The organism is Arthrobacter roseus, assembly GCF_016907875.1.
GTDB classification, from domain to species: Bacteria; Actinomycetota; Actinomycetes; order Actinomycetales; family Micrococcaceae; genus Arthrobacter_J; species Arthrobacter_J roseus.
Window position 1 is genome coordinate 2,599,533 of sequence record NZ_JAFBCU010000001.1, and the last position, 24,894, is coordinate 2,624,426.

Genomic DNA, 24,894 nt, shown 5'->3' on the forward strand with positions numbered 1-24,894 from the left:
TTTTTCGTGCGGCGCACGTCACACTTCCGGCTAGGATCGAACGTGGTGCCGCGATCCGGCGCCACTCACACAGGGGGAGTACCGGTTTTTGGATTGACGCGGTTCATGCGGGCTCGGGGACGTGCCAGCGGCCGGATTCTCATCGTGATTCTGCTGACCCTCACCTTCATCACCGCGATCATCTCGGCGACTGTTGGGTACACGCAACTCGCAGCGACGCAGGCCCTCCGAGCCACGGCTGCTCAGCCCTTCTCGGCAGAGACCTTCCTCCGGGTTCACACCTCAGTACCGGACAATCCGGACGACGCCGAAGCGCAACTACAGCGCGCCGACGTCGTGATGAACGAACTGGCCCTCAGCGACGGCCTGCAACGCATCCATTCCCGATTCGGTCCAGACCTGCCGCTGGTCCCATCTGCGGGCACTGCCGTCAATCTTCCGGCGGAACTCTCCTTCGTCCCCGTGGAAATGCCAGCGCCCGACGCCGTCACGCCGGTCAACGGCTCCTGGAACAGTTTCGAAAAGTTCGAGTCCAACTCCCCCGGCCCGGTTCCCGCCGTGTTGACGGCTGCTGCGGCCACGGGGTTGGAGCTGGAAGTGGGTCAGACGTTCAGCGTGAAGGGTCCAGACTCCGCTGTCCGGCTTGAACTGGTCGCCGTCGTCGGCAGTTCACCGAGCGAAGGCCAGGAAGTAGTCCCGCTTCTGGCTGCCGCCCAGGCTGTCGCAGGCGAGGGGACAACGCACGCCGTCGCCGTTCCCGAGGGGAGCCTTGAACGCTTCACCTCGTCCCCCAAAATCCAATGGACTCTGGTACTGGACCCGGGCACGGTCAGCGCGGCAGACCTCGAGCCTCTGGCCGCTGGCCTGCCCGTCCTCAAAGACCGGATGCTGGCCGATAACGCCATCAACGACGGCGGCGTGGTCGCCACCGGAGGGCTCGCGGGTACAATCGCCACCGCCGCGGAAGCTACCCGGGCGGTTCAGTCCATCGTCCCGATCTCGATCATCATTTTGATTGCCCTGGGCCTGATCGGCGTTGTCAGACTTGCCGGTCTCCTCGCCGATTCGCGCAGCACAGAGTCACAGCTGATCGGAGCACGGGGAGCCTCGTCCAGCCAGCGCACGCTGCTCGCCGCTGCGGAAATCCTGCCCGTCGCGCTACTGGCTTCGGTTATGGGGTGGGCAATCGCCGTCGGCGTCACTCCGCTCCTGACCAGTTGGACGCTTGCTGAGACATCCCAGGCGAACCTGACCTGGGGCGGCTTTGCTGAGGTAGCCGCCTCAACATGGTTCGTCCCGCTGACCGTCCTGCTGACCGCCGTCGTCGTCTTCGCCGGGCTCACTTTCCTTCAAGCCCGCCGCGACGGCGCTCCTGTCACGGCGACAGAGCGCATTGGCTCCTTCATCGTCGTGGCTGCGCTGGCCGGGGTCTGTCTGTTGAGCGTGTTCCAGTTCCTCCTGCACGGTTCACCGCTGATCGCAACGAACGACGGTCAAGAGCGAGTCAACGTGCTGGCAGCACCGGCTCCAGCCCTGCTGATCCTGCTGTTCGCGGCCGTTGCCCTGTTGATCATTGCCGCGCTGTCCCGGATGGTCGAGAAGCGGGCTGGACGCCGCCCGGGCATGCGCCTGTTTTTGGCTGCCCGGCAAGTGTCGCGGCGCATTTCGCTGTTCGTCCTACCCGTCATCGTCATCGCAGCAACGGTGGGGGGCGGCGTATTTACGGCCGCTTTCACCCACTCCGCGAAGACAGCCCAGCAGACGGCGGCGCAGCTGGTGAATGGTTCCGATATCCGCGTCCGGGACTCGGGTCCGCTGGTGCTGCACCGTGCCTCCGATCTGCTGGAAGTGCAAAAGTTCAACGAGCTGGACGGTGTCAGCACTGCCGAAGCAATCCACCAGGGGACGGCACGTGCTGGCACCGAAGATGTGACGGTGACGGCGGTCCGCGCTGAATCGCTGCCTGGACTTCTGGCCACGGATCCCAGCGTCTTCAACGCCGAGGACGCGGCCACACAGCTCTCGACGCCGGGCACGCTGGCTCCCCCGGCACTTGAGCTGAATGCCCAGACGTCGCAGGTCCGCTTCCAGCTCTCAACCACTGGCAGCCGCTCCGAAGCCGCTTACGGCCAGCGCCGGGGCAACACCAATGAATACCGGGCCACGATCACCGCCTGGCTGCAGAAGTCCGACGGCGGATTGGTTCCAGTCGACGCGGGCACCGTCAACCTCTCAGCGAGCGGCGATAAGCAGCTTCACTCGCTCGCGTTCTCTCTCCCCGACGGCGAAGGCGAGCGCGACTTCACGGCCATCGCCGCCGTCGACATCTCCGTAAAATCCACGGGAGTTCCCCTGGACTTCACGGTGCAGCTGACCAGCATTGCCACCGATGCAGGAGTGGGCACGGGCGAGAACAGGCTCGACGGCGAGCAGGACCTGACGCTGGTGGACGACGCGTTCACGGAAAGCCCTTCGGATCCTCTCGTCGATGGTGCTGGCGCAATACTGCACGCAACCAACGATCAGGGACTACCCATGTCTGCCCGGCTGATCTCCACTGCCATCAGCGATGATCCGATCCCGGTCGTGGCCACGGCCGACCTGCTGGCTGCTCTGGACCTTTCCGTCGGCGAGAACATGCCGCTGCGGGTGGGGAGCGCTAACATTCCGGCCGTCATCGCAGACAGCGTCCAGGCTCTCCCCGGGTCGGGTGCAGGCTTCGCCGTGCTCGTGGACAGAGAGGGCTACGCACACGCGTGGCTAACCCATTTGCCCGTCCCGCCGAGAGCGAACGAAGTCTGGATTGCCGCAGAACCAGAAGCCGACGTCAACAAAATCACCGATCTGGCAAGGGACCTGTCCGGTCCTGCTGCGGAGGTCACCGCCGCCACTGAATCAGCTGCCAGCCGTTTCCTGACACCCGCCACGGCGGCCCTGTGGTTGGGTGCTATCGGAGCCCTGATCATCGGTGCTGCGGCACTCGCGGCGAGCGCAGCGGCCATGGCCGCCGCCCGCCGCCCGGAGGTTTCTATCCTGCGCGCCGTGGGAGTTCAGGCCCGTGAACAAGCCAGCGGACGACGTCGGGAGCTGGCCTGGGTGGGAGCGGTTGCCCTTGTCTTTGGCGTGGTAGCCGGGTTGGGCGCTGCGTTGCTGACTGTCCCCGCGCTGGCGGGCATCACCCTGGTGGATACCGCCGTGACGTTCGCGGTTCCGTTTGGCGTCGCCGTCGTGCCCGCACTGCTGATCGTTGTGGCGCAGGCAGCTGTGTTGGCTGTTGCGGTGTGGCTGTATGGTCGCGCTGTCTACCGGCAGTCCACTGATCGTGCGTGGGTGGAGGACCTGCGGTGAAACTTTTCACTCTGCTCCACCGGCAGTTCCGTCATCACCGGGCAGCGTCCGTGCTGTTGGTGTGCATCATTGTGGTGGTCTCTGGTCTGCTGGCTGCCTGGCCGCGCGCTATCAACGCCATGTATACGAAGGATCTTCAGCAGAGCGTCGGTGAGTTGACCGCCTCGCAACGGAACGTGTCCGCGTTCGCGCCCTCGGCCATCACTGTGTCCGATGACGAGCACAGCAATCTGACGCCAGCGGATCTTGAGGAGCAACTCGCGTCCGTGCGGGCGGGATTCCCGGAACTCCTGAAGCCTTCGGTCGCGGATGCCCAATGGGTCAGTACGGCCACGGAGACCGGGATCATTGGGGACCTGCCAGACGGCGTTTACGGGATAAAGCCGTCATTCGCTATAGCCCCCGGGCTCATGGATCATGCAACACTCACCGAGGGCCGGCTTCCGGAGTCCCTGCCGTCGAAAGACCTCGGTGAGAAGCCGTTGGAGATCATCCTCTCGGCCCATGGCGCCGAGGGCGCGCGTTGGAAAGTCGGCGAAGTGCGGTCGGCGAACGTCGGTGCCCCCCAAGTCAGGACTGGTCAGGGCTTTTGGGACCCCGTCGCTGAGAGTGACGTGGTTCTCACCGGGATCTATGAAGCAAAAGATCCCTCGGCCGGGTACTGGAGCATGGCGCCAGCCCTGCTGTATCCCGGGATCATCAACGATCCCGAGCGCGGTGACCTGGTCTCTCCCACCGCCGTGATCAATGTTGGGTCCGGTGTTTCGACGTTTGCGCTCACGGGTAAAACGAGCCTGAGCGTCTGGTACAAGCTGCAGCCCAGCGCGCTGAACGCTCAAACCGCCACCGCGCTTGAGGCCCAATTACGTCAGGTCTCCGGTCAATCAACCAGCCTCGATGCGGATGCCGGGCTGTTGGGTACGCCCCTGACGTTTCGCTCGGAAACCGCTGACACCATTGCCGACGTCACCGAACGTGCCTCCACCACAAACCGCATCCTTGCTCTGCTGGCATCTGGCCCTCTCGGTGTGTGCCTGCTGACCGCGGTGATCGCTGTTCGGCTGGTGCTGGACCGACGCCGGAATGCTCTGGCCCTGGTCGCAGCCCGCGGTGCCTCCGGCTTTCAGCTGCGTGCCGCACTGATGGCCGAGGGACTGCTCCTGGGCCTTCCGGCGGCTGCCGTGGGTACAGCCGTTGCCCTGCTGCTAGTCCCAGTGCCCGTGGAGCCGTCGCAGTTCCTCTGGCCCGCGTTGACGGCGCTCACTCCGGCGGCGATCTTTGCTGGCACCAGGTTGAAGCACGACGACGGCCCGGCGTCACTTGGCAAGCGACGCTGGCGCCTCGTCGCAGAAGGAGCCGTTGTGCTGGCCGCTATCGGATCAGTAACGGCCCTGCTCAGCCGCGGTGGCTCCGGCGCCTCCACCGTGGATCCAGTGCTCAGCGCGGCGCCGCTGCTGATCGCCGTCGCAGTGTCACTGCTGGTCTTGCGCCTCTATCCATTGCCGTTGGCCTGGTGGTCGCGCCGTCAGCGCGCCTCCTCCGGGCTCCTCAGCTTCCTTGGCCCGGTACGCTCTGTGCGTTCAGCCGTTGCTGCGCTCGTTCCGCTTATGGCGCTCACCGTCGGCGTCGCCGTCGTCGTGTTCTCCGGGACCCTGCTCTCAACCTTCCACGATGGTGTGACGAAGGCCGCGCGCTACAGTGTTCCAGCGGACCTTCTGGTGGACACTGCGCCGCTGGACAACGCACAACTGGAGCAGGTGGAAGGGATCGACGGCGTCGCCGCTGTAGCCGCCCTCTCAGACTTCGTTGCGGCGTCTCCCCAGTTCGACGGCATAGAAGCGAACAGCCGCCATGTCTGGCTGGTCGACGCGGAGGCCCTGAAGGACGTCCAATCGGGCTACCCGGGAGCCATTCCCGCGTCGTTGCTGGACGAGCTCAGTAGCACCACGGAAGGGCCGCTGCCCATGATCGTCGCCAGCCAAACGGGCCTGACATCCGGTGACGAGGGCGAGATCAGGTTCTACGGTGAGGCCGATGTCGCGGTGACCGCGTCACTGGATCGCATCTCCCTCCTGGACACCAGTAACTGGGTGTTGCTAGACCGCGACGCGGTCCGCGACCGCCTCGACATCGAAGCCTTCGCAGGAAAACTGTTGATCAAGCTGGCGCCCGGAGCGGACGCGACGCAGGTCAAGGAGAGCCTCTCCGAGATCAGTGGTATCAGCGGCAGTCAGGTGACCCCCTCCGAGTATCAGGAACGCATCCTGGAATCCCCGTCGGCCAAGGGACTCCAGCTAGGGCTCTGGACGGTGGTTGCCTTCATGGGAGTGCTGTCCGCCCTGATCATTATCATGACCACGCTCGTCAACGCGCCGGGCAGAAACCGGTTGATCGCTCTCCTGCGGACACTGGGCTTCCCACCATCACGGGACCGTGGCCTCCTGCTGTGGGAACTCATTCCGCCGGCTGTCGTCGCGCTCGTGGTGGGAGCCGGCGTCGGGCTCCTACTGCCCACCATCGTGATGCAGGCCGTGGATCTGAGGATCTTCACCGGTGGTCCCCTGCCCGTCGGGTTGGCACCGGACCCGGTGCTGCTCGGACTGTTTCTGGGCGGATTTGTGCTCGTGGTACTGGGCTCGGTGGCAGCGGCCGTAGCGGTGGGACGACGACAACGCATAGCGGCAGTCCTTCGGATCGGTGAAGAGTGAGAACAGCCAATGAGAACGGAACCAGCATGAGCAGCAACCAGAGCGCACCGGACATTCTCTGCGAGGATGTGGTCCGCATCTTCCGCGGCGACGGCATTGAAGTTCAAGCCCTCCAGGGACTCAACCTACGGGTGGAGCGGGGAGAGATGATCGCCGTCGTCGGTGCCTCCGGATCCGGTAAATCCACGCTCCTGACCATCCTCTCCGGACTCGATGTGCCCTCCGCGGGCAAAGCTCACGTAGCCGGCATCGACCTGCTCAACATGACCCGAAAGCAACGGGTCCACTACCAGCGGCAAACCGTGGGTTTCATCTGGCAGCAGACCCCACGCAACCTGCTCCCCTACCTCACCGCAGCGGAAAATGTAGAACTGCCCATGGCGCTCGCTGGCCGGAAGAACACCTCCGGTCTCGTGAGCGACCTGTTGGAACTCACCGGCGTCGGCTACTGCCGGGACCGCACCCCCGCGCAGCTTTCCGGCGGTGAGCAACAGCGCGTCTCCATTGCTGTGGCGATGGCCAACGAGCCGCGCATCATCCTCGCTGACGAGCCCACCGGCGAGCTCGACGAAGCCACTTCCGCGGACGTGCTCGAAGCCATGCGCGCCGTCAACCAGGAGCTCGACGTGACCACGCTCATCGTCACGCACGATCCCACGGTGTCGGAGCACGTCCAGCGCACGGTGCAGATCCGTGACGGTCGCTGCTCCACGGAGACGTTTCGGCGTTCGGGAGTGAACGACGACGGCGATGAGCACCTGATAGCGGAGGAATTTGCAGTCATCGACAAGGTCGGAAGATTGCAGTTACCGCAGGACTTCATGTCCGCGCTCAACATGAAGGACCGCGTTCGGTTGGGTCTTGAAGATGATCATGTGCGCGTCTCGCCCCACAATTCCACGAGCAAAGCCACGAAGGACCAGCAGTGAGCCAGCCAGTTGTTACTCCCCCTCCCTCGGCGTCGAGCGCGCCTGCGCTCCGGGCAGAGTCGGTGACCCGCACCTATGGCACCGGCGAGTCTGCCGTGCATGCGTGCCGGGACGTCTCACTGACGGTGTCCGCCGGCGAACTCCTGGTGATCAAGGGCCCCTCGGGATCCGGTAAGACCACTCTGCTGAACTGCATTGGCGGGTTGGACCAGCCCGACGCCGGCCACGTCTGGTTGGGCGGGAACGAACTGACGGGCATGCGGGAACAAGACCGTGTGACACTGCGCCAGACGGAACTGGGTTTCATCTTTCAATCTTTTGGCCTGATCCCGATCCTCTCTGCGGAAGAGAATATTGAGGTGCCATTGCGGCTGGTGAACACCGATCCGCAGGACCGGGAGACGCGAGTCAATGAGTTACTGGAGCGTATGGGTCTGGCACAGCATCGGAACCAACGTCCGAGTCAGCTCTCCGGCGGGCAACAGCAGCGGGTGGGCATCGCGCGGGCCCTGGCAAACTGGCCCCGGGTACTCATTGCCGACGAGCCCACCGGGCAGTTGGACAGCAATACTGCTGCCACGATGATGGATCTCCTGGCGGAGCTGGCACACCTAGAACGGGTTGCCATGATCGTGACAACCCACGACCCTCTGCTGATGAAACGGGCTGACCGAGTGGTGGAACTACACGATGGAAATGTGATTTAAATCACACTCATTTCTTCTTACCGCAAATTTTATCGCGCGAACATTGGGGAAACCTGAGTATTCCCGGCGCGTTACATAACAGTTCAGCAGTGGGACGAGCTGAGAGTATTGCCACCGATGATAATTGCCCATACTCTTTTTTTGGCTGGGGAGCCGAACATCAACTCCGTTGAGGATTCTCAATAAAGTTGGGGGTATTTTTACGAACTCTCCTGCCGACTTTGAATCCAATCCCGTCGACCCTTCTACTCGGTCCACGCCTCATCAGGAGTTAGAAATGCTAAAAATTTACGCAACCCTGCACACCTTCATGACTACCCGCCTGACCCGCGATGAGAAGGGTGCCACGGCCGTTGAATACGGCATCATGGTTGCTCTCATCGCCGTGGCGATCATTACCGCGGTTTCCATTTTCGGCGGAGAACTCCGCGGCCTCTTCGAGGGACTATCAGGCAAGCTCACGCCAGCAGCATAGTAGCTGCGATACAGGCATTCATCTACGCCATACGTGTTGGAGGCATAGCCAGTGGGTGGAGGGGTCGGTCCCTCCACCCACTGGATTAACTGGGGAGAGAACCGTGGCCGCTAAAGGCGCACGTGCGCGGGGGTGCACACCATCCACACAATTTGAGCGGGGAGCAGCCGCCGTCGAAATGGCGTTCATCCTGCCTATCCTGCTGGCCCTGGTGATGGGGATCATCGAGTTCGGCCACGCCTACAACACACAGATTTCTCTCACGAACGCAGCCCGTGAGGGCGTCCGGGTCATGGCCATTACCCATGATCCTGACGACGCCAAGAACGCAGCAAAAGCAGCGGCTGTCTCTATACCAGGCCTCCAGACGACTGACATGGTCATCAGCCCAGCCAAATGCAGCGCCGCTGACGATGAAAAACCTCTCCAGGTCACCCTGACCATCAACTACTCTCTTGAAACGATCACCGGATTCGCCGGTCCGTTCAACCTGACCGGTAAAGGCGTCATGCTATGCGGTGGTTAAGAATCGCTCGAACCCGCAAAGTCGCCGAGCCTGAACGTGGTGGCATCAGCGTCATCACGGCACTGCTCATGGTCGTACTACTCGCCTTCGCTGCCCTGGCGATCGATGTTGGGGTGCTCTACAGCGAGCGCGCTCAGCTCCAGAGTGGTGCGGATGCCGCCGCCATCGGCATTGCGCAAAAATGCGCGGAAAATGAAGAAGACGATGACTGTTCGGAAATCACGAGCGGTTCCTCGCTCGCGAAAATTCTGGCTGACGCCAATGCCCTGGACAATGTCAGCAATGTCAGCAACGTGGAACTCAATGAAGACGCGGGCAAAGTCACCGTTACCACTGGCGCCGAGGACATCGACGGTGCACATAAGGTCTCGCTCTTCTTCGCGAACATCTTCGGTATGGCCGATGCGGAGGTCGGAGCCCAGGCCTCCGCCGCCTGGGGCAGTCCCATTGCGGGCGTGACGTCTTTCCCCCTCACATTCTCGGTCTGCCAATGGCAAGACCAACTCGACGAAGATCTGCAGATCCTGGTCACTCACGGCAAAAAAGCGGGCTCAACGTGCGATTACGGTTCCTCCGGCAGCGTGGTGCCAGGTAACTTCGGCTGGCTGGACCAAACGGACGGCTGCGGTGCGCAAGTGAACCTCAAGAATCCTCGAACCGGTGGCAACCCCGGAAATAATCCTCCAGCAGGCTGCGACGACATCCTCAACTCGTGGATCGCCGCCTACAACGCCGGAGAACCGGCCATCGGACTCTTCCCCATTTTCGACGAGGTGACAGGGAAAGGCGAAAACACCAAATTCAACGTCATCGGCTTTGCGGCCTTTGAGATTCACGGATGGAAATTCAAGGGCGGAACAGACGCACCACTGAACTTCAATACAACCTCTCTGCCCAAAGACTGTACCGATAGCTGCAGAGGTGTCATCGGGAAGTTCGTCAAGATGGTTTCCCTCGACAGTGACTTCGAAATCGGCCCGCCCGATGACTTCGGCATCTCAATCGTCCGTCTCACGGCATAAGAACAGGTAGTTACGTGAATTCTCGCATTCTGGCCGGCGTCGTGGCACTTGTTGCCGCCGTCATTGGGGCCATCCTCGTCTTCTCCTACGCCACGGGAGCAGACCAGCGGGCCATGAGCCGGCTAAGCCCGGTGACAGTCCTGGTAGTTCAACAAAAGATTCCCGCCGGAACCCCCGTGGCCGAACTTGGTGAACTAATCAAAGCCGAACGGCTACCGGCGGCGTCCGTACCCAGCACGGCCCTGAAGAATCTGAACAACTCGAAGGGAAAAATCACCGCGATTGACCTCGCACCCGGTGAGCAGCTGCTGGCCCAACGGCTGATCGATCCCAACGAACTCGGAACGCCCGGCGAAATTGACGTGCCAGAAGGCTTCCAGACCATCTCCTTCGCCCTAGAGCCGCAGCGCGTTGTCGGCGGCCAGTTTACCGCTGGCGACACCGTCGGTGTTTTCGTCTCCTTTGACGGTGCAGGAGAAGAGCCCGCTATGACCCAACGCCTCTTCCACAAGGTCCTCGTCACCCGAGTCCAGCGCGCCGACACCGCCAGCGACGCCGAAGAAGACTCTGAAGCGCCGACGCCCGCCCAAGACGCGCTCGACAACGCGCTACCCACCGGCACGATGATGGTCACGGTGGCGCTCAAGGACGTTCAGTCCGCCAAGATTGTCTTCGCCTCTGAGTTCGGCCGCGTCTGGCTGAGCAAGGAACCAGCGGATGCAGCAGAAGATCCACCCACTCCGATCACAAGATCCGAGGTATTTCCATGAGTCGCTTTGTGCTCATCAGCCCCAACACCGATTTCGATCAGAAACTGCGGCTGGCCGTAACCGGCGGGCTGCAGGGCGAAGTTCATACCTTCGCCACCACGGTGATCCCGTCGCAGCCCCAGGAACTGTTCAAACAGTTATCCCAGGAACGCCCCGAAGTCTTGATCCTGGGCCCAGAAGTTCCACTGGAAAACGTCCTGCGTCTAGCCACGATCCTCGATGTCCAACACCCGGAAATTAGTATCATCCTGGTCAACGAAGCCGATCCGGAGCTGGTGCTGCACTCCATGCGCGCCGGCATCCGCGACGTGCTGAGCCCGGAATCCGACGTCGCACAGATCCGTGTCATTCTCGAACGTGCCTGCCAGGCGTATGCCAGCCGTAGCCGCAGCAATCAGCCGGCTGCCACGCAGGCACTGAAGGACCGCGGCGTCGTCATCGGCGTCTTCTCCCCCAAGGGCGGCGTCGGCAAAACCACCATGGCCACCAACATCGCCGTCGGGCTCGGGAGAATTGCTCCGATGAGCGTCGTCGTCGTCGATCTGGATCTCCAGTTTGGTGATGTGGCCACTGGGCTTTACCTCAGCCCCGAGCACACGATCCTCGACGCCGTCTCCTCCTCGGCCACCTCTGACTCACTGGTACTCAAAGCCTTCCTCTCCGTACATCCCTCCGGTATTTACGCCCTGTGCGCACCGAAAAATCCGGTGGAAGCAGATCAGATCACCGGCAAACAAGTCACGCACCTGCTGTCCCAGCTCGCCTCAGAGTTCCAGTATGTGGTGGTCGATACCGCTCCGGGCCTCACCGAACACGCCCTCGCCGCTATGGAGCAATGCACCGACGCCGTCTGGATCACGGGAATGGACGTCCCCAGCGTCCGTGGCCTCCGATCCGGGCTCGACGTCCTGCGCCAACTCGAAATTCTTCCCGGAAACCGTCACGTCGTACTGAACATGGCAGACACCAAATCCGGGCTCAGCGTGCAGGACGTCGAAAGTACCATTGGTGTGCCGGTGGACGTCAGCATCTCCCGGTCAAAGGCCGTCGCCCTCTCCACCAACAGGGGTGTACCCGTACTGCAGGACAACCCCAGAGACAGCTCCGTGAAAAGCCTCAACCAGTTGGTTGAACGATTCACCCCCCAATGGCGTGCCAAAGCACAGCGACAAATACACCGCAGGGTCGTCGTCGAATGAGACTCTCCGACCGCCTACTCGCTGCACAGCAGCGCACCAACCCCACCGACGAGCCAGCAATTTCAGAGTTCTCCGAACCCATCGAACCAGCAGCTCAGGCTGGCCCTCTCCTGTCCAGGCATGCTGCCCGAGACATTCCCGAACCCGAGCGCGCTCAACCCATGGACGCCCTCGCCGGCCTCAAACAGCGTGCAGCCACAGCCCTGTTTGAACGCATGGGCCACCGGTTCAACGACTCAGCCCTGACCGAAACCGAACTCCGTACGCTGGCGCGCGATGAACTCAGCCAGGTGATCGACGCCGAACAGGTCCCTCTCAGCGCTGATGAGCGGGCGCGGCTGGTCCGCGATGTGGCCGACGACGTGCTCGGTTACGGCCCCTTACAACGACTGCTCGACGATGACCTCGTCACCGAGATCATGGTCAACCGTATGGACCAGATCTACGTGGAACGCTCAGGTCATCTGACGCTCACCGACTCACGGTTCAGCTCCGAAGCGCACCTGCGCAACGTCATCGAACGCATCGTCTCCAAAGTGGGCCGCCGCATCGACGAATCGTCACCGCTGGTGGACGCTCGTCTCGAGGACGGGTCCCGCGTCAACGCGATCATCCCGCCGTTGGCCGTCAACGGGTCCTCACTGACCATCCGTAAATTCAGCCGCGACCCCCTCACCGTCCAGAACCTGCTCGATTTCGGAACGCTCACCCCGCAGATGGCCGAACTGCTCGACGCCTGCGTCAAAGCGAAACTCAACATCATCGTTTCCGGCGGTACCGGTACCGGAAAGACCACCCTGCTGAACGTGCTGTCCTCCTTCATCCCGGACAACGAGCGGATTGTCACCATCGAAGACGCCGTCGAGCTTCAGATGCAGCAGGCCCACGTGGTCCGGCTCGAGAGCCGCCCCTCGAACACCGAGGGTAAGGGCGAAATCACCATCCGCGACCTCCTGCGAAACTCCCTGCGTATGCGGCCAGACCGGATCGTCGTCGGCGAGGTTCGTGGCGGTGAATCTCTGGACATGCTTCAGGCCATGAACACCGGCCACGATGGGTCCCTGTCAACTGTGCACTCCAACTCCCCGCGCGACGCCGTCGCCAGGCTGGAAACTCTGGTGCTGATGGCCGGTATGGACCTTCCACTGCGGGCAATCCGTGAACAGCTTGCCTCGGCCGTGAACCTGATCGTCCAGATCTCCAGACTGCGCGACGGCACCCGCCGCATCACCCACGTCACAGAGGTACAGGGCATGGAAGGCGAAGTGGTCACCCTCCAGGACGCGTTCGTCTTTGACTACTCTGCTGGCGTTGACGACACAGGCCGGTTCCTCGGCGGCCCCGTCTCCACCGGAATCCGCCCCCGATTCATCAGCCGCTTCGAAGACATGGGCATTCACGTATCGCCCGAAGTTTTCCAGACCCGGTCCGCCGGACCGCGTTTCTAGGAGCAGCACATGGACTTGTTCGTCGGATTTCTCCTCATAGTCGCCGCAGTCATCATCGTCCTCGGTGTCGCCTTCAAACCTCACTCCGCGAGCATCCCCCTGGACCGCCGTCGGCCGTTCGAACAAGAGTCGGGCTCACATCTGTCCCGGTTTGTGGGCTCCGCTGCGGACGTCCTGGACCGGTACTTTGCACGCCGGAACTTCAGCCTCTATAACAACGCCGCCATCGAAGCCGCCGGTATGCGCCTGAGCCAGGGAGATTACTTCCTGCTCGTCGGCGCAGGCGCAGCAATCGGAGGACTCATGGGACTGATTGCCGGAGGCATACCGCTCGCGTTGCTGCTCATCGTCGTCGCGCCAATCATCGGCCAACTCATCCTCACCCAACGCGCAGCCAGTCACCGCCGAAAATTCAGCGAACAGCTACCGGACACTCTTCAACTCCTCACTGGAAGCCTCCGCGCCGGCCACAGCATCCTGCGCGCCATCGACGCCGCCGCCACTGAATCTCCCAGCCCGACGTCATTGGAAATGCGGCGCGTTGTCTCGGCCACCAGCCTCGGCAGGGACCTCACAAGCTCACTGAACAACACAGCCACCCGCATGCAGAACGAAGACTTCGTCTGGATTGCCCAGGCCATTCAGATCAACCGAGAAGTAGGCGGAAATCTGGCCGAAGTCCTCGACCAAGTCAACGACACCATCCGCGAACGCAGCGAAATCAAAGGCCAGATCAAAGCCCTCGCCGCTGAAGGAAAATTCTCCGCCTACATCCTCGTCGCCCTGCCGTTCGGCATCATCGCCATGTTGATGGTCGTCAGCCCCGGATACATGGACCCGCTGTTCACCACTCTGCTCGGCTGGGTGCTCATCGCCGTCTCGGTGATCCTCATGACCATCGGCTGCCTGTGGTTGCGCAAAATCATCGACCTGAAATTCTAGGGAACCCTCCATGAACATCTTGACCCTGGGCGTGCTGCTCGTCAGCCTGTCGCTCGGCGCCCTCGCCTGGATCCTGATCTCCGTCCGGGGTGCCACCGGAACCGGAATCCAAGAGAACCTGACCCGCGGATTCGAGGCCGCTGCAACACAAGAGCGACGCACCAATTTTGCGTTGGAGAAACTCGGAATCACCATTGCACCGGACCAATACGTGCAGTGGATCGACCGGAAACTGGCCTTGGCTGGTAGGCCCGCAGCCTTCCCCCTCCGTCGGCTGCTCGGCGCCAAACTGGTCCTCGGTGGTCTCGGAGTCGGCGTCGGAGTCCTGCTGGTGAGCACCAGTTCCCAGCCGATGAAGCTCATCGGCATCGCCGTCGTCGCGCTCGGTTACTTCATCCCTGATCTGCTGCTCATCAGCAAAGGCCAGGAGCGGCAGAAAGCAATGCAGCTGGAACTGGCCAACACCCTGGACCAGATGCTGATCTCGGTGGAGGCCGGGCTCGGATTCGAAGGCGCCATGGCCAAAGCCGGCCAGAACGGACGCGGTCCCCTCGCCCAGGAAATTGTCCGCACGCTCCAGGACATGCAGGTAGGGCGCAGCCGCCGCGAGTCATACCTTGCCCTCGCTGCCCGCACCAACGTTCCCGAGCTACGCAGCTTCGTCCAGGCCGTGGTCCAGGCCGACGCCTATGGAATCGCCATCAGCCGAGTGCTCCGCACCCAGGCAAAAGTGATGCGAGTCAAGCGCCGTCAACGCGCGGAAGAGAAAGCCATGAAACTTCCCGTGGCCATCCTCTTCCCGCTGCTGTTCTTCATCTTCCCCGTGCTCTTCATCGCCATCCTGGCACCGGCAGCACTCAACGCCATGTCAACGTTCGGGTAGTTTTCTTCGCTAGTCGAATTCGCTAGTCGAAGGATTTCAGCCACAGCTCAAGTTCCGCTGCAGGAACAGGCTTTGACCAGAAGTAACCCTGCGCATGGTTTGCCCGCAACTCATGCAGGACCTCCAACTGCTTCTCCGTCTCCACGCCCTCGGCCACCACATTCAAGCTCAACGCATGCGCAAGCATGGTGATCGCCTCTACAATCGGCCGGGCATGAATATCGACCCCATCCAACTCGTCCACGAAGGACCTGTCAATCTTCAACGTGGTCACCGGGAAACGGCGCAGGTAACTCAGCGATGAATACCCCGTTCCAAAATCATCAATAGACAAGCCCACGCCAAGGCGCCGCAGCTTCGTCAGAGTCTCCAGTGACTGACCGACATTTTGCATCAGCACAGACTCTGTCATCTCCAGTTCCACCGCCGACGGATCGATACCCGCTGCCTCAATGGCTTCGGCAACAGTGTCGTAGATCTCCACATCGTGCAGCTGACGCGCCGAAAGGTTCACAGCAATGCCAAAGCCACCAGCGACGTCGAAACTCTCCCGCCATCGCTGAGCCTGAGTCAACGCCTCGTTCAGAACCCACCGGCCGATAGGAACAATGAGCGCAGTTTCCTCCGCAACAGGGATGAACACCTCCGGGTTGATCAGCCCATGTTCCGGATGACGCCACCGAAGCAACGCCTCCGCACCGACCGGACGCCCCGAGGCAACATCCATGATCGGCTGGTAATATACCTCGAGTTCGCCACGTTCGATCACCCGGGGAAGCTCTGAACCAATGTCCAGACGCAGCTTGGCGCTCCTGTGCATTTCCTCATCGAACACCACCGGCTCCCCGCGACCGTCCTGCTTGGCCCGATACATGGCAGCATCCGCATTGTGAAGCAATGATTCCGCGGAATAGTCCTCGCCCGAAAGAGCAATACCCACGCTGACCGTGATAAAGACTTCCCGGCCCTGCAGGTTGAAAGGGGCCTTGATCGTCGCAGCGATACGCTCCGCCAGAAGCAGGGTTTCCTCCTCGCAAATGCCCGTACACACAATGACGAACTCATCTCCGGCGAATCGCGCCAACAGATCCTGTGGCCGCACCGCACCACGCAACCTATTCGCGAGTTGGGCGAGCAGGCTGTCCCCCGCCGCGTGACCCATTCCGTCATTGACGATCTTGAAGCGATCTACGTCCATGAACAACACCCCAACTTGGGTGCCCTGCGCCGTGGCCACTGCCTGAGCCTGTTCAATGGAATCCAGCAACCGTACCCGGTTCGCCAGCCCCGTCAGCGGATCTTCGAAGGCCAGCAGCTCCAACGCTGACTCAGCAAGCTTCCGATCAGTGATGTCCACAGTGGTTTCCACCAGCTTCAGTAGCACGCCGTCGTCGTCGTGTTCTGCAGTTGCACGAGTCTGCACCCACCGGACCTCGCGGTCCGGTCGCACCACTCTGTGCACAACCTCCATCGGAGGGCCGCCGTCTTCAAGGGCCTGCCACAACGTCCGTACCCGTTCACGATCCTCCGGATGGAGCACGCTCAACCATAATTCTTCCGTGGGACTCACGTTCAACGGCAGCCCATGGATCCGAAAATACTCCTCCGACCACCACCTGCTCCCCGTGACCATGTCCACCTCCACGGATCCCACATGTGCCATCTCCTGCGCGGCACTCAGGCGGTCGCGTTCAAGCTCCACCGCTGCACGCAGCCTCCTGAGCTCGGTGACATCACGCGCGATCGCTGACGTGCCTATGAGCGAACCGTCCGCGTCATACACCGGCGAGAGCGTCAGCGACACATCCAGGACCGACCCGTCCTTACGAAGACCCGCCACTTCGCGCCCGACGACGAGACTGCCATTCCGCAGCCACGACCGCAGCGCACCATCGACGCCGTCTTGGCCGGGCGGAGTCAGAATCGCAACGCTCTGACCCACGACTTCCGCCGCTGTGTACCCGTACATGTGGGCGGCTCCCGCGTTCCAACTGGTGATAACCCCATCCAGATCCGCACCGTTGATCGCATCATTGGAAGACTCCACCAGCGCCGACAGCCGGCGCATCTCGGCCTCTGTGCGCTTGACGCTCGTGAGATCCGTTGTCACATCGATGACGGCAATCAGCTCACCATCACTGTCAAACAGAGGCGTAATCGTAGAGTAGACAGGGACGCGGCGGCCGTCTCGGTGGTTGACCCAGTGCTCGCCCACCCAGCTCTCCCCGCGGGCGACAAACCGCATGATCGCCCTGACATCCACGCCAGCATCAAAGACGTTCAGCTCTTCTAAAGGACAGCCCAGAGCTTCTTCCGCTGACCACCCAAGCATTTCCTGCGTAGCGTCGTTCCAGTACCTCACGTAACCACTGCCATCCGCCGCCATCACGGACTGGCCGACCGCGTCCAGCAGCGACGCCTGAAAAGTGATCTTCTCCTGGTCCCTCAGGCTGTCCAGAGAGTCCTTCACCACGGGAACTGTGTGCTGGCGTCCGCGGCGCTCTTCTTCAGCAGTCATAGTATCTATCCTAATGAAGCGGGCACATTTTGTGCGGTTATCGGACTGCGCGCCACGGCTATTGCCGACGTTCAGCCTAGCGTTTTGCGTCGCGTCCTCGTCAGTGCAGCACGTACCGCCAACTCCTCTCCAGGAGGGTAGCCGATCTCCTGTAGAACCAACGGATGCGGCGGTGCGAATACCGACTGGCTGGACCTCACGCCAGACACCAATCGTTCGTACATACGTTCTGGTCGATGCGAGCCTGCACCGACAGGAAGAGCCGCCCCCACCAAACATCGGACCATATTATGGCAGAACGCGTCCGCCCTGACGGTTGCCACCAGGACTCCATCACTATCGCGAGAGAAGTCGAAACGCTGTAGCTCCCTGATCGTGGTGGCGCCTTCACGAGGCTTGCAATAGGCTTTGAAATCCTGCAGTCCCAGCAGTCGCTCGGCTCCCGCGTTCATCTGCGCTTCATCCAGCGCTTCACCGTGCCACAGCGTCAAGCCGCGTAGTAGTGGATCGCGATTTTCGGCTCGATCGGCGATCCGGTACTCATACCGGCGCCACAATGCTGAGAACCGGGCGTCGAAACCCTCGGGAGCTGTCTCAACGTCCAGAATCTCCACCGCACCCGTTACCGGGCCCAAAATCATCGACAGAACTCCCTGCAGGCGCCGCCGCAGAGCGTCGGCAGGCGAGAGCTCTTTGCCTCGCGCCACCGATGCCCACTCGTTTGCTGTCAAATCACAGTGCGCAACCTGCCCTCTGGCATGCACGCCCGAATCCGTACGACCAGCAACCGTCAAGCGTACCGGTCGGCGAAACAGCGTTTCCAGACCCTCTTCAAGGCAACCTTGGACAGTGAGCAGTCCCGGCTGCTTTGCCCAGCCACAGAATGGTGACCCGTCATACGCCATCCGAACACGCACCCTCACCGATCCCGGTTCGGGAGAACGCAGGAGCCCGCTACCCCCAGAAGGGATAACGGGCTCCTTGACATCCACGCAATAATTCAGCGAAGAACTACTTCTTCTCTGAATCCTCGGCCGCAGAATCCTCAGCCTTTGAGTTTGACTCATCAGCTTCAGTGCTCTCTGTCTCAACATCGGCCTCAACGACCTCAGCATCATCAGTAGCGGTTACAGACTTGGACCCTGCAGCGTCGGACTTGGCCGCATCAGTCTTGGCCGCATTGTTGGCCTCAGAAACAACAGCCTGCTTCGGTGAAACCGGCTCCATCACCAGTTCAATGACAGCCATGGGAGCGTTGTCGCCCTTACGGTTACCGATCTTCGTGATGCGGGTGTAACCGCCGTCGCGGTTCTCCATTGCGGAAGCGATGTCCGTGAAAAGCTCATGGACAAGGCCCTTGTTGCTGATCAGTGCCAGAACACGACGACGCGAGGACAAGTCCCCGCGCTTCGCAAACGTCACCAGACGCTCGGCGTACGGGCGAAGGCGCTTGGCCTTGGTCACCGTGGTCGTGATCCGCTTGTGCTCAAACAGAGCAGCGGAAAGATTAGCGAGCATCAAGCGCTCGTGAGCCGCTCCTCCTCCGAGGCGCGGACCCTTGGTGGGCGTAGGCATTATATTTTCTCCTCAAATGGTGCCCCACCGGCGCAGTGCACCGGCGAAGCAAAATTTTGCGTGTTTAGAGCTCGTCGTCCGGGTAGGCGTCGGTCTCGTCGATGGCGGCGGCACGTGCCGCAAGATCGAACCCAGCCGGGGAGTCCTTAAGGGACAACCCAAGTTCAACCAGCTTCGCCTTGATCTCATCAATGGACTTGGCACCAAAGTTCCGGATATCCATCAGATCAGCCTCTGAACGCGCAACGAGCTCACCCACGGTGTGGATGCCCTCACGCTTGAGGCAATTGTAGGAACGCACAGTGAGTTCCAGATCCTCGATCGGCAACGCCATGTCCGCCGCAAGCGCAGCATCCGTTGGCGAAGGACCAATCTCAATGCCTTCCGCCGTGGTGTTCAGCTCACGAGCCAGGCCAAACAACTCAACCAGGGTGGTTCCTGCCGAAGCAACCGCATCGCGCGGAGCAATGGCGTCCTTGGTTTCAACATCAACAATGAGCTTGTCGAAGTCTGTGCGCTGCTCTACACGGGTGGCTTCCACACGGAAGGTCACCTTCAGAACAGGCGAGTAAATGGAGTCAACCGGAATGCGGCCGATCTCCGAATCGCCGGCCTTATTCTGCGAGGCTGATACATAGCCACGGCCTCGCTCGATGGTCAGCTCAAGCTCGAACTTACCCTTCGAGTTCAACGTCGCGATGTGCAGGTCCGGATTGTGGAACTCGACGCCGGCAGGGGGCGCGATATCGGCAGCCGTAACGACTCCCGGTCCCTGCTTGCGCAGGTACGCAACCACTGGTTCGTCGTGCTCGGACGAGACGGCCAGATTCTTGACGTTGAGGATGATCTCTGAGACATCTTCCTTCACGCCCTGAACCGTGCTGAACTCGTGCAGCACACCGTCGACCCGGATGCTGGTGACAGCAGCGCCGGGAATCGAAGACAGCAGCGTACGACGGAGTGAGTTTCCAAGGGTGTAACCGAAGCCTGGCTCCAGCGGTTCAATGACAAACCGTGACCTGTTGTCGGCCACTACTTCTTCGGTAAGGGTGGGGCGCTGTGCAATTAGCACTGACATTTCCTTTCAGCGAGCATCCGCTATATGACGCAACACAATGGGTGGAAACGACGATCTCGAGTGGATACCCGGACGTCTTGGACGGCTAGTGGCCTCGAAAGGCACCCGACGGCATTCTTACTCCCCGATCTATGGGAAGTAAGACGCTATCGGGTGCCAACGAAAGCACTTAGACGCGGCGGCGTTTCGAGGGACGGCAGCCGTTGTGAGCGCTGGGAGTCACATCCTGGATGGATCCCACCTCAATTCCGGTGGCCTGCAGCGACCGGATAGCAGTTTCGCGGCCGGAGCCAGGTCCCTTGACGAACACGTCTACCTTGCGCACGCCATGTTCCTGCGCCCGCTTCGCTGCGGCTTCAGCAGCCATCTGTGCAGCGAACGGCGTTGACTTACGTGAGCCCTTGAATCCAACCTCACCTGACGAAGCCCAAGCGATAACCGCTCCATTGGGATCCGTGATGGTCACGATGGTGTTGTTGAAGGTGCTCTTGATGTGCGCCTGACCCAGCGCAATATTCTTCTTGTCCTTGCGACGCGGTTTACGAACCGCTCCACGAGTCTTGGGGGGCATTGCTTCTCCTACAAAGAGTTTGATTGAGGTCCTTCAGCGGCTGTTGGCCACTGCAGGCCGGTCCCTGGGTAAAGGGGGCGCCATGGGCTGATGCCCTGGCGACGGTTTCCGTCGTTGTGAGCTCATGTGCTCACTTGGAAGCCATCAGGAATTTAGCGCGCAGCCTTCTTCTTGCCAGCAACCGTACGCTTCGGGCCCTTGCGGGTGCGGGCGTTGGTTTTGGTGCGCTGTCCGTGTACGGGCATTCCGCGACGATGACGGATACCTTGGTAGCTGCCGATTTCCACCTTGCGGCGAATATCTGCGGCTACCTCACGGCGGAGGTCACCCTCAACCTTGTAGTTGCCCTCAATGTAGTCACGAAGCTGAACCATGTCAGCGTCCGTAAGGTCCTTGACCCGGGTGTTCGGGCTAATGCCCGTTTCCAGGATGACCTGTTCTGCACGGGTCTTCCCCACGCCGTAGATATAAGTAAGCGCAATAACAACCCGCTTTTCGCGGGGAATGTCTACGCCAGCGAGACGTGCCATAAAGGCAGTCCTCCCTCGTGTTCGTTACGGAGGTCTGAAACAGTCCATCCCGATTATCCCGGGCCCCGGCCTCCGTGCCAGGGGCATGCATCGCGCGTACCGATGCTGAACTGCCTATTTAATTACTACGCGTGGGCTGTACTTTCCCGTGCAGGAAAGTTGATTAGCCCTGACGCTGTTTGTGGCGCACGTTTTCGCAGATCACCATGACCCGGCCGTTACGGCGGATCACTTTGCACTTTTCGCAGATCGGCTTGACGCTCGGCTGTACCTTCATGGTCTTCCTTTGCGTTTTGCTTTTTGAGCTGGCGTAACTACTCCCAACCCTGAAGCGGGCGGATAAGTCTTTACTTGTAGCGGTAGACGATACGGCCTCGTGTGAGGTCGTACGGGCTGAGTTCCACTACTACACGATCCTCAGGGAGGATCCTGATGTAGTGCTGACGCATCTTTCCCGAGATGTGCGCGAGTACCATGTGTCCGTTGGTGAGCTCAACGCGAAACATCGCATTGGGCAGCGCCTCAGTCACAGAGCCTTCGATCTCAATGACGCCGTCTTTCTTGGCCATATCCTCCGCTAACGTCTGAGCCCTACGCACAGTCGCGTGGGGCAATTTCAGGGTTTTGGTTGAGTTTCCTCTTGCGTCAATAAGCACTGACCCTCATGCCGAAGCTTGCTAGTCAGGCCGAAAATTGGGCGCAAAGGTACAGACAACCAACAAATAACTGTACGTCATGGCCCCATATATGTGAAATCCGTGTGATCAACGGGTATCCTTCTGTGGCTAGCCGAGCGGCACCGGGGTGACACCCAACTCACCCAGTCGCGACGCACCGCCGTCGTGCGCGGTCAAGACCCAAATACCAGCATCATGGACGGCCACCGAATGCTCCCATTGGGACGCACGCGAGCCATCGGTAGTGACAACGGTCCAATCATCACTCAGAACAGCCGTGTCGATCGCTCCGCGCACCAGCATGGGCTCAATAGCAAGACACAACCCGGGCCGGATTTTGGGACCCCGATGGTTTGTCCGGTAGTTCAGAACATCCGGGGCCTGGTGCATCTCCGTTCCGATGCCGTGCCCCACGTAGTCCTCCAGTATCCCGAGAGCTGGCCCGTCCACTGAATGCACATAATCATCAATGGCCGAACCAACGTCGCCGACGTGTGAGCCCGTGGCCAACGCAGCGATGCCACGCCACATGGCAGCCTCCGTCACCTCCGACAACCGAACATCGGCAGGATCCGCTTCACCGACGATCACGGTTCGCGCAGAGTCAGCATGCCACCCATCGAGAATGCATCCGCCATCAATGGACAGGATGTCGCCGTCCTGCAGAACTCGCTCCCCCGGAATTCCATGAACAACTTCTTCGTTCACCGAAACGCAGATAGTCGCCGGGAATCCGTAGTAGCCCAAGAAATTCGACGTCGCGTTCGCATCGGAGAGCACCTCCGCGAAGACGGAGTTCAGGTCTGCTGTGCGGGCACCGGGAACGGCGGCACCAACCGCTGTATCCAAGGCCGTTGCGAGCACGAGCCCTGCCTGGCGCATGGTCCTCATCTGGTCCATGGATTTGTACTGAACTTTAGGTTGGCCGAATGCCATGCTGTTTTCCTTTGTCTTGGCTTGAAAACGCAAAGTCCCACCCGAAAACAATCCGGGCGGGACTCCTGCGAACTTCCGACGCTGCCCTACTGGACCTTCGCGAGCGACTTCATGACACGGTCTGTGACTTCGTCAATATCACCGAGGCCGTCAACGCGAGTGACCATGCCACGGGAGTCATACTCTGCGACCACAGCGTGGGTCTGCCCGCGATACAGCTCAAGTCGATGACGAATAACTTCTTCGGTGTCGTCAGTCCGTCCGTCCAATTCCGCGCGTCTCTTGAGCCGGCTGACGAGTTCCTCATCATCAGCCGTCAGCTGCAACACGATGTCGAGACTATGCCCGCTGGCTGCGAGGATGTCATCGAGCTCACGCACTTGGTCCGCGGTGCGCGGATAGCCGTCCAACAAGAACCCATCGACGGCATCCTCCTGCTCAAGCCTGTCCCGAACCATGCGGTTGGTGACATCATCCGGAACGAAGTCACCCCCGTCAATAAACTTTTTGGCTTCCAGACCCAGAGGCGTCGCTTCCTTCACGTTGCGACGAAAGATGTCGCCCGTGGAGATAGCCACAACGCCAATCCGCTCAGAAATACGTTCCGCCTGCGTGCCTTTGCCCGATCCGGGCGGACCGATTATGAGCATTCTTGTCATCGCAATAACCCTTCGTAGTGACGCTGCTGGAGTTGGGCGTCAATCTGCTTCACCGTCTCAAGACCCACACCGACGATGATCAGAATCGATACGCCGCCGAAGGGGAAGTCCTGGTTCGCGCCGACAAGCACGAGTGCAATCAACGGGATGAGAGACACAATGCCGAGGTACAGGGCGCCGGGAAGCGTGATCCGCGAAATGACGTAGTGGAGGTAATTTTCAGTTGGCTTACCCGCACGGATTCCGGGAATGAACCCGCCGTACTTCTTCATGTTGTCCGAGACTTCCTCAGGGTTGAAGGTGATGGCCACGTAGAAATACGTGAAGAACACAATCATGAGGAAGTAGACGGCAGCGTAAAGCGGCTGATCCCCACCGGTGAGGTTGGAGTTGATCCAGTTCACCCACTCCGCTGGCGGGTTGCCATCCTGCGGGACGTTGAACTGTGCGATCAGAGCGGGTAGGTACAACATCGACGCCGCAAAGATAACTGGGATAACGCCAGCCATATTAACCTTGATGGGAATATAAGTACTTGTACCACCAACGGTGCGGCGGCCCACCATGCGCTTTGCATACTGCACCGGAACGCGTCGCTGCGACTGTTCCACGAAGATGACGAGCGCGACGACCACAAGCCCCACAGCGATCACTGTGAGGAATACAAGCCAACCCTTGCTATTGAGGATTGCTCCCAGCGAGGATGGGAAACCGGACGCGATTGAGATGAAAATCAGCAAAGACATTCCGTTGCCGACTCCCTTCTCGGTAACAAGCTCGCCGAGCCACATGATGAGGCCCGTACCGGCGGTAAGGGTCAGGATGAGTAGCGCAATGACGAACAGGCTGTCATCGGGAATGATCGGTACGGGGCAATTTCCAAGGAGCGTGCCGGAACGAGCCAGAGACACGAGAGTGGTCGCGTTGAGAAGACCCAGAGCGATGGTCAGGTAGCGGGTGTACTGCGTTAGCTTGGACTGACCCTGTGCCCCTTCCTGATGCAGTTCTTGGAAACGCGGGATGACCACACGCAGCAGCTGCACGATGATACTCGCCGTGATGTACGGCATGATCCCGAGGGCAAACACAGATACCTGCAGTAGCGCACCGCCACTGAAAAGGTTGACGAACTGGTACAGCCCGTCCTCGGTGTTTCCCAGCTGCAGACACTGCTGAACGTTGCTGTAATCAACGCCTGGGGCGGGGATAAACGTACCCAAGCGGTAGATCACGATGATTGCGAGCGTGAACAGCAACTTGCGTCGCAGGTCCGGCGTCCGGAAAGCCCGGCCAATTGCGCTTAGCAAGCGTCCTCCTGAAAGTTTTGGATGTTGGGTACCCAACAATTCGCACCAACCGAGCATACCGGCTGGAACCCCGTGGAAAAGAACGG

The 24,894-nt window shown here is 60.7% G+C and carries 23 protein-coding genes; 12 read left to right on the forward strand and 11 right to left on the reverse strand.

Annotated features, from left to right (window positions below; translation table 11 throughout):
- The first annotated feature begins 42 nt into the window (after nt 1-42).
- The 12 genes from JOE65_RS12495 to JOE65_RS12550 all read left to right on the forward strand — a co-directional run bounded on the left by JOE65_RS12495 (nt 43) and on the right by JOE65_RS12550 (nt 14,957).
- On the forward strand, nt 43-3,348 hold the full coding sequence (locus tag JOE65_RS12495; RefSeq protein ID WP_205163502.1) for an FtsX-like permease family protein: 3,306 nt from the start codon (nt 43-45) through the stop codon (nt 3,346-3,348).
- Nucleotides 3,345-6,056, forward strand: a complete 2,712-nt coding sequence (locus JOE65_RS15555; RefSeq protein WP_205163503.1) for an FtsX-like permease family protein — start codon at nt 3,345-3,347, stop codon at nt 6,054-6,056. The genes JOE65_RS12495 and JOE65_RS15555 overlap by 4 nt, the downstream gene beginning before the upstream one ends.
- Before the next feature lie 26 nt (nt 6,057-6,082).
- A complete protein-coding gene (locus tag JOE65_RS12505) occupies nt 6,083-6,985 on the forward strand; it encodes an ABC transporter ATP-binding protein (protein ID WP_205163504.1) in 903 nt (300 codons plus the stop codon).
- The gene (locus tag JOE65_RS12510; RefSeq protein WP_205163505.1) at nt 6,982-7,692 is read left to right on the forward strand and encodes an ATP-binding cassette domain-containing protein; all 711 of its coding nucleotides are present in this window, start codon (nt 6,982-6,984) and stop codon (nt 7,690-7,692) included. The genes JOE65_RS12505 and JOE65_RS12510 overlap by 4 nt, the downstream gene beginning before the upstream one ends.
- A 277-nt stretch (nt 7,693-7,969) precedes the next feature.
- On the forward strand, nt 7,970-8,167 hold the full coding sequence (locus JOE65_RS12515) for a Flp family type IVb pilin (protein WP_205163506.1): 198 nt from the start codon (nt 7,970-7,972) through the stop codon (nt 8,165-8,167).
- A gap of 103 nt (nt 8,168-8,270) precedes the next feature.
- Nucleotides 8,271-8,693 carry a TadE/TadG family type IV pilus assembly protein gene (locus tag JOE65_RS12520; RefSeq protein ID WP_338021642.1) on the forward strand — a complete coding sequence of 141 codons (423 nt, stop codon included), beginning with the start codon at nt 8,271-8,273 and terminating at the stop codon, nt 8,691-8,693.
- The gene (locus JOE65_RS12525; protein ID WP_205163507.1) at nt 8,681-9,715 is read left to right on the forward strand and encodes a pilus assembly protein TadG-related protein; all 1,035 of its coding nucleotides are present in this window, start codon (nt 8,681-8,683) and stop codon (nt 9,713-9,715) included. The genes JOE65_RS12520 and JOE65_RS12525 overlap by 13 nt, the downstream gene beginning before the upstream one ends.
- A gap of 14 nt (nt 9,716-9,729) precedes the next feature.
- The gene (cpaB, locus tag JOE65_RS12530; RefSeq protein ID WP_205163508.1) at nt 9,730-10,485 is read left to right on the forward strand and encodes a Flp pilus assembly protein CpaB; all 756 of its coding nucleotides are present in this window, start codon (nt 9,730-9,732) and stop codon (nt 10,483-10,485) included.
- On the forward strand, nt 10,482-11,684 hold the full coding sequence (locus JOE65_RS12535) for a CpaE/TadZ family protein (protein ID WP_205163509.1): 1,203 nt from the start codon (nt 10,482-10,484) through the stop codon (nt 11,682-11,684). Before cpaB ends, JOE65_RS12535 begins: the two co-directional genes overlap by 4 nt.
- Entirely contained in the window at nt 11,681-13,132 is a 1,452-nt protein-coding gene (locus JOE65_RS12540) for a TadA family conjugal transfer-associated ATPase (RefSeq protein WP_205163510.1), read from the forward strand. Before JOE65_RS12535 ends, JOE65_RS12540 begins: the two co-directional genes overlap by 4 nt.
- A gap of 9 nt (nt 13,133-13,141) precedes the next feature.
- Nucleotides 13,142-14,074 (forward strand): type II secretion system F family protein, encoded by a 933-nt coding sequence (locus JOE65_RS12545; protein ID WP_205163511.1) that lies wholly within the window; start codon nt 13,142-13,144, stop codon nt 14,072-14,074.
- Between the two features lie 10 nt (nt 14,075-14,084).
- Nucleotides 14,085-14,957 (forward strand): type II secretion system F family protein, encoded by an 873-nt coding sequence (locus JOE65_RS12550; RefSeq protein ID WP_205163512.1) that lies wholly within the window; start codon nt 14,085-14,087, stop codon nt 14,955-14,957.
- A 22-nt stretch (nt 14,958-14,979) separates the two neighbouring features.
- Here JOE65_RS12550 and JOE65_RS12555 read toward each other — a convergent pair whose 3' ends face one another.
- The 11 genes from JOE65_RS12555 to secY all read right to left on the reverse strand — a co-directional run bounded on the left by JOE65_RS12555 (nt 14,980) and on the right by secY (nt 24,808).
- Nucleotides 14,980-17,475, reverse strand: a complete 2,496-nt coding sequence (locus tag JOE65_RS12555) for a sensor domain-containing protein (RefSeq protein ID WP_205163513.1) — start codon at nt 17,473-17,475, stop codon at nt 14,980-14,982.
- Between the two features lie 71 nt (nt 17,476-17,546).
- Complete coding sequence (locus JOE65_RS12560) at nt 17,547-18,467, reverse strand: tRNA pseudouridine synthase A (RefSeq protein ID WP_420827509.1); 921 nt, start codon at nt 18,465-18,467, stop codon at nt 17,547-17,549.
- A 19-nt stretch (nt 18,468-18,486) separates the two neighbouring features.
- Complete coding sequence (gene rplQ / locus JOE65_RS12565; RefSeq protein ID WP_205163515.1) at nt 18,487-19,050, reverse strand: 50S ribosomal protein L17; 564 nt, start codon at nt 19,048-19,050, stop codon at nt 18,487-18,489.
- Between the two features lie 64 nt (nt 19,051-19,114).
- Nucleotides 19,115-20,122, reverse strand: a complete 1,008-nt coding sequence (locus tag JOE65_RS12570; protein WP_205163516.1) for a DNA-directed RNA polymerase subunit alpha — start codon at nt 20,120-20,122, stop codon at nt 19,115-19,117.
- A 175-nt stretch (nt 20,123-20,297) separates the two neighbouring features.
- Nucleotides 20,298-20,699, reverse strand: coding sequence for a 30S ribosomal protein S11 (rpsK, locus tag JOE65_RS12575; protein WP_205163517.1), 402 nt, complete (start codon nt 20,697-20,699; stop codon nt 20,298-20,300).
- Nucleotides 20,700-20,851: 152 nt separating this feature from the next.
- On the reverse strand, nt 20,852-21,229 hold the full coding sequence (rpsM, locus tag JOE65_RS12580) for a 30S ribosomal protein S13 (protein WP_205163518.1): 378 nt from the start codon (nt 21,227-21,229) through the stop codon (nt 20,852-20,854).
- Between the two features lie 163 nt (nt 21,230-21,392).
- Nucleotides 21,393-21,506 carry a 50S ribosomal protein L36 gene (rpmJ, locus tag JOE65_RS12585; RefSeq protein WP_205163519.1) on the reverse strand — a complete coding sequence of 38 codons (114 nt, stop codon included), beginning with the start codon at nt 21,504-21,506 and terminating at the stop codon, nt 21,393-21,395.
- Between the two features lie 70 nt (nt 21,507-21,576).
- Nucleotides 21,577-21,798 carry a translation initiation factor IF-1 gene (infA, locus tag JOE65_RS12590; RefSeq protein WP_205163520.1) on the reverse strand — a complete coding sequence of 74 codons (222 nt, stop codon included), beginning with the start codon at nt 21,796-21,798 and terminating at the stop codon, nt 21,577-21,579.
- Nucleotides 21,799-22,014: 216 nt separating this feature from the next.
- Nucleotides 22,015-22,842 carry a type I methionyl aminopeptidase gene (gene map / locus JOE65_RS12595; RefSeq protein ID WP_205163521.1) on the reverse strand — a complete coding sequence of 276 codons (828 nt, stop codon included), beginning with the start codon at nt 22,840-22,842 and terminating at the stop codon, nt 22,015-22,017.
- 86 nt (nt 22,843-22,928) lie between these two features.
- The gene (locus JOE65_RS12600; protein WP_239536714.1) at nt 22,929-23,501 is read right to left on the reverse strand and encodes an adenylate kinase; all 573 of its coding nucleotides are present in this window, start codon (nt 23,499-23,501) and stop codon (nt 22,929-22,931) included.
- Nucleotides 23,498-24,808, reverse strand: a complete 1,311-nt coding sequence (gene secY, locus JOE65_RS12605; protein WP_205163522.1) for a preprotein translocase subunit SecY — start codon at nt 24,806-24,808, stop codon at nt 23,498-23,500. Before secY ends, JOE65_RS12600 begins: the two co-directional genes overlap by 4 nt.
- Nucleotides 24,809-24,894: the final 86 nt, after the last annotated feature.

Coding starts and splice junctions, on each gene's coding strand:
- JOE65_RS12525 (WP_205163507.1), top strand. CDS start 8,681: ATGCGGTGGTTAAGAATCGCTCGAACCCGCAAAGTCGCCGAGCCTGAA.
- rpsM (WP_205163518.1), bottom strand. CDS start 21,229: ATGGCACGTCTCGCTGGCGTAGACATTCCCCGCGAAAAGCGGGTTGTT.
- JOE65_RS12600 (WP_239536714.1), bottom strand. CDS start 23,501: ATGACAAGAATGCTCATAATCGGTCCGCCCGGATCGGGCAAAGGCACG.
- rplQ (WP_205163515.1), bottom strand. CDS start 19,050: ATGCCTACGCCCACCAAGGGTCCGCGCCTCGGAGGAGGAGCGGCTCAC.
- JOE65_RS12515 (WP_205163506.1), top strand. CDS start 7,970: ATGCTAAAAATTTACGCAACCCTGCACACCTTCATGACTACCCGCCTG.
- infA (WP_205163520.1), bottom strand. CDS start 21,798: ATGGCCAAGAAAGACGGCGTCATTGAGATCGAAGGCTCTGTGACTGAG.
- JOE65_RS12505 (WP_205163504.1), top strand. CDS start 6,083: ATGAGCAGCAACCAGAGCGCACCGGACATTCTCTGCGAGGATGTGGTC.
- JOE65_RS12535 (WP_205163509.1), top strand. CDS start 10,482: ATGAGTCGCTTTGTGCTCATCAGCCCCAACACCGATTTCGATCAGAAA.
- JOE65_RS12545 (WP_205163511.1), top strand. CDS start 13,142: ATGGACTTGTTCGTCGGATTTCTCCTCATAGTCGCCGCAGTCATCATC.
- rpmJ (WP_205163519.1), bottom strand. CDS start 21,506: ATGAAGGTACAGCCGAGCGTCAAGCCGATCTGCGAAAAGTGCAAAGTG.
- rpsK (WP_205163517.1), bottom strand. CDS start 20,699: ATGCCCCCCAAGACTCGTGGAGCGGTTCGTAAACCGCGTCGCAAGGAC.
- JOE65_RS12550 (WP_205163512.1), top strand. CDS start 14,085: ATGAACATCTTGACCCTGGGCGTGCTGCTCGTCAGCCTGTCGCTCGGC.
- JOE65_RS12555 (WP_205163513.1), bottom strand. CDS start 17,475: ATGACTGCTGAAGAAGAGCGCCGCGGACGCCAGCACACAGTTCCCGTG.
- map (WP_205163521.1), bottom strand. CDS start 22,842: ATGGCATTCGGCCAACCTAAAGTTCAGTACAAATCCATGGACCAGATG.
- JOE65_RS12540 (WP_205163510.1), top strand. CDS start 11,681: ATGAGACTCTCCGACCGCCTACTCGCTGCACAGCAGCGCACCAACCCC.